The 4478-nt window shown below is 75.1% G+C and carries 2 protein-coding genes and 3 pseudogenes; 3 read left to right on the top strand and 2 right to left on the bottom strand.

Annotated elements, in window-relative coordinates:
• Positions 1–88 precede the first annotated feature (88 nt).
• From JS521_RS34090 to JS521_RS34080, 3 genes and pseudogenes are all read left to right on the top strand, one after another.
• Positions 89–847, top strand: a pseudogene (locus JS521_RS34090) (serine/threonine protein kinase); the annotation flags it as partial.
• Between the two features lie 71 nt (positions 848–918).
• Positions 919–2118 (top strand): cyclic dehypoxanthinyl futalosine synthase, encoded by a 1200-nt coding sequence (gene mqnC / locus JS521_RS34085; protein ID WP_205086750.1) that lies wholly within the window; start codon positions 919–921, stop codon positions 2116–2118.
• Between the two features lie 7 nt (positions 2119–2125).
• Positions 2126–2794: an imidazolonepropionase-like domain-containing protein gene (locus tag JS521_RS34080; protein ID WP_205086749.1), complete on the top strand. Its 669-nt coding sequence runs from the start codon at positions 2126–2128 to the stop codon at positions 2792–2794.
• A 20-nt stretch (positions 2795–2814) separates the two neighbouring features.
• Here JS521_RS34080 and JS521_RS37605 read toward each other — a convergent pair.
• Together JS521_RS37605 and JS521_RS34070 are read right to left on the bottom strand one after the other, a co-directional pair.
• Positions 2815–3958: pseudogene (locus JS521_RS37605) on the bottom strand (DUF3152 domain-containing protein).
• Positions 3955–4478, bottom strand: a pseudogene (locus JS521_RS34070) (hypothetical protein); the annotation flags it as partial. The pseudogenes JS521_RS34070 and JS521_RS37605, both read right to left, overlap by 4 nt.

Here is a 4478-nt window from a genome sequence, read left to right as displayed (position 1 = left end):
CTCGCGTACGCCGGGCACACGACGGCCGTCGGTTCCGGCGGCTACCACCCGGTGATATCCCGACACGACCGGCCCATACTATACCCCCACCGCACCCCCGCCCCCGGCGCACGCCGGGACCTACCGGCAGGGCGGCGACGGCGCACACGGCGGACACGGCGCGAGCGGGCTGCCGGGGCAGCGCGCCGGTGACCCCCGCCTCTCCCTCTCCGTCAGCGCCGAGAACCGGCAGACCTCCGGCGAGCGCCGCAGCCGCCGGGTCAGCTGCACCGTCGCCCTGGCCGTGGCGGGCGCGCTCGCCGTCGTCACCCTCGGCACGGGGCTGCTCGACGGCCTCTTCCCGGGCGGCGGCGCCGACCGGGACCGGGGCAGCGACGCCACCGCGACCCCGTCGAGGTCCGCCTCCCCACCGGCCGGGGAGAAGCCGACGCCCACCGAATCCGGCGCTGACGCGAGCGAGGCCCCGGTGGCCGTGCTGCCGAAGGCGTACGTCGGGACCTGGGAGGGCCCGGTCACCGAGAAGACGACCGGCCAGCCCCACGGCACGCTCACCGCCGTCTTCACCGAGGGCAAGCGCGGCGAGCGGGTCGTCCGGATGAGCACGACCATCTCCCAGCTCGGCATCACCGTCACCTGCAACAGCGTCGGCACCCTCGCCTCCGGCACCGCGAAGGAGCTGAACATCCGCGAGGCCACCGATCCGGACCGCCTCAGCACCCCCGGCCTGTGCACCAGCACCGAGGCCGACCTGGTCTTCCGGCTCGCCGAGGACGGCACCCTGGACTACCGCTCGAAGGAACGCGCCGCGGGGCTCCCGTACGGGAAGCTCACCCGGTCCGGCGACTGATCGCGCAAGGGGCTGGCGTACGCTGGATCGGTCCGTGGATCCTCAAAAAACCGCCGAAAGGTGACAGCCCGGTGACCGAGAAGGCCGACCTTCAGCCCGTCCTCGACCGAGCCGCCGAAGGCGGGCGGATCACCCCGGAGGAGGCGCTCGACCTCTACCGGTCCGCGCCGCTGCACGCGCTGGGCGCCGCCGCCGACGCCGTACGCCGCCGCCGCTACGCCGGTACGGAGCACATCGCGACGTACATCATCGAGCGCAACATCAACTACACCAACGTGTGCGTGACGGCCTGCAAGTTCTGCGCCTTCTACGCCCCGCCCAAGGCCACGGACAAGGGCTGGACCCGCGACCTCGACGACATCCTGCGCCGCTGCGCGGAGACCGTGGAGCTGGGCGGCACCCAGATCATGTTCCAGGGCGGCCACCACCCGGACTTCGGCGTGGAGTACTACGAGGAGCACTTCTCCGCGATCAAGAAGGCGTACCCGCAGCTGGTCATCCACTCGCTCGGCGCCTCCGAGATCGAGCACATGGCCCGGATCTCCAAGGTCTCCGCCGAGGAGGCCATCAGCCGGATCCACGCCGCCGGGCTCGACTCCTTCGCGGGCGCGGGCGCCGAGCTGCTGCCCGCCCGGCCGCGCACCGCCATCGCCCCGCTCAAGGAGTCCGGCGAGCGCTGGCTGGAGATCATGGAGATCGCGCACGGCCTCGGCGTCGAGTCGACCTCCACCATGCTGATGGGCACCGGCGAGACCAACGCCGAGCGCATCGAGCACCTGAAGATGATCCGGGACGTCCAGGACCGCACGGGCGGCTTCCGCGCCTTCATCCCGTACACCTACCAGCCGGAGAACAACAAGCTGAAGGGCCGCACGCAGGCCACGCTCTTCGAGTACCTGCGGATGATCTCCATCGCCCGGCTCTTCCTCGACAACGTCGCCCACATCCAGGGCTCCTGGCTCACCACCGGCAAGGAGGTCGGCCAGCTGTCACTGCACTACGGCGCGGACGACCTCGGCTCGATCATGCTGGAGGAGAACGTCGTCTCCTCGGCCGGCGCCAAGCACCGCTCCAACCGGCTGGAGATCATCGACCTGATCCGCAAGGCGGACCGCGTCCCCGCCCAGCGCGCCACGACGTACGAGCACCTCGTCGTGCACGACGACCCGGCCAACGACCCCGTCGACGAGCGCGTCGTCTCGCACATCTCGTCCACCGCGATCGAGGGCGGCACCGCCCACCCGGAGCTGAAGCTCCTCAACGCCAACTGACGTACCCATGCTGACGATTCATGCCGCGCCCCTGGTCCTCCCGGTGGGCGCGGCGGCCGTCGTGGACGGGGCGGTCGCGGTGGACGGCGAACGGATCGCCGCCCTCGGGCCGTACGAGGACGTCGTCGCCGCGCACCCGACCGCCAGGGTCCGCCGCTGGCCCGGCCTCCTCACCCCCGGACTCCGCCAGGACCGGGCCGCCGAACTGCTCACCCGCTGCTACCACCCCGACCCCCGCGAGGCCGACGAGCTGGGAGAACTCCCGCTGTGGGGCGAGGAGTTCGAGCAGCTCGCGGCGACGATGGACACGACCCGGCGGGCCGGCAGCGTGCGGCGCGGGCTCCAGCGGATGCTGCGCCACGGCACCACGCATCTGGCGGGCCCCCTCGGCGCGGACGACCCGGCGCTGCGCACGGCCGTCGCCCGGTCGGGCCTGGTCGTCCAGGTCGCTGCCCTGCCTGGGGAGCCGCCGCTTGTACGCGAAGGGGTGCCGGACCTGGACCCCTTCGCGGCGGGCGGCGATCTGGCCCGTACGGCCCACGGCCCGCTGACCGTGGGCGGGCGCGCCGACCTCGCGGTCTTCGACGTGCCCGAGGAGGCGGCGCTGTACGGGGGAGGGCCCCGGCCCTGCGTGGCGACCGTGCTCGCGGGGCGGCTCGTGCACCGCGCCCGCTGAGGCCGGTGCGCCGGCGGGTGTCACGGCACCTTCGGGCCGCCCAGGTAGCGTCCCTTCGCGTCGTACGGCCAGGCGTTGGCGACGCAGCCCTTCAGCCCGTCGATCTGCTGCATCATCGCGGGCGCGGGACGCCCCTTCCCCGGGCAGGTCTCATGGCCGCGCCCCAGCCAGTGGCCGACCTCGTGGTTCACGATCAGCGCCCGGTACTCGGAGACCGGCCCGTCGAACTGCGGTGAACCGAGCTGCCAGCGCTTCAGGTTGACCATCACCTTCTCGCCGCCCCGGCAGTTGACCTCGCCGCGCGTGTTCAGGCCGTACGCGCCGCACTCCCGGTCGGTGGTCGCCGGGGTGGCGATCCGGATCACCAGCCCGGCCGATCCGTCCGCGACCTGGCGGAACGAGCGCTCGCCGCCGTGGCTCCAGCCGCGCGGGTCGGCGAGGACGTCGGCGATGTCGGCGGCGGCCCGGTCGGGGTCGACGCCGATGCCGTTCTCCACCTCGACCCGGTAGGCGCTGCCTTTGCCCTTCGACGTGACGCCCGCCCGGGCCACGGTGAACGTGCCGGGCCCCGAGGCGGGGATGTCCTCGGCCCGGGGGAGGTCCTCCTCTTCCTCCGTACCGCCCTCCGAACCGGCCGAAGCGGACAGGGACGGGGTCGGAGTCGACGGGGGAGTGGGCGGAGGGGCGTCCTCCAGCGGCTCCGACGCGTTGTCCGGACCGGCCGGAGCCGTACGGGACGGGGCCGGGGGGGGGGGGGGCGGGCCGCGGCCCCCCCCCCCGGGGGCGGGGGGCGGGGGCGCGGCCCCCCCCCCCCGGGCCGGCCCCGCCACCGCGCGGCCGGGGGGCGTCCACCGGGCCGCCGCCGGACTGCCAGGGTCGGCTGACGACGAGCGCCGCGCCCGCCACGGCCGTGAGCGCCAGCACGGCGAGCGAGAGGGCCCGCCGCCGGTTCCGCTGCCGACGCCGCACCCGCGACCGCACCGCGGACCGGGAACGGGCCCCGGGAGCGTGCCCGGGACGGGCGGAGGACGGCGGACCGCCCCGGGTGCCCCGGGTGTCCCCCGGGATGCGGGGCGGTGGCACGCGCAGCCGGAACGTGTCCTCGTCGCGCACCGGCTCCCCGTGCGCGGGCGGCAGGGTGCCGGTCGTGCGGCGGCGCGTCACGAGGCGGCCCCGCTCCACGCCACCGGGTCCGCGTCGGCGTACGCGATCAGCTCCCGGAACCGCGGGTCCTGGGCGACCCGGACCAGGTCCCCGGCGGTGACGGGTGTGCCGCCCGCCCCGGACGGCGCGGGCGAGACGGACAGCGCCACCGTGCTGCCGCCGGACCGGTGCTGGAGGGAGACCTCCGTGCCCCGCCCCGCGGTGAGCTGCCGGTAGGCCTGCGCGGGCGTGCCGTCGTCCAGGGTGACGGACTCGCAGGTCAGCCCCTTCTGCGGGATGTCGCGGCAGGCGGGTGCCGCGCTCCCCTGATCAGGGCGCACCGACAGGCGGACGGTGTGCACGACGCCGTCACGCCGCGCCCGGTAGCTCCCCGGGTCGTCGCCGGCCGGTACGACGGTCCCGATCGACGCGGGCAGCAGGGCGTCCAGGACCTCGGCCGCCCGCTGCCGGAACTCCGCCAGGCGTCGGGCCTCCTGGGGGCCGAGGCCGGGCGGGGCCGACAGGGTGGGCGCGGGAGGCC

This window comes from Streptomyces durocortorensis (genome assembly GCF_016901035.1).
GTDB classification, from domain to species: domain Bacteria; phylum Actinomycetota; class Actinomycetes; order Streptomycetales; family Streptomycetaceae; genus Streptomyces; species Streptomyces durocortorensis.
The sequence above is the reverse complement of the archived record's forward strand: the minus strand, read 5'-3'. Positions and strand labels throughout refer to the sequence as shown.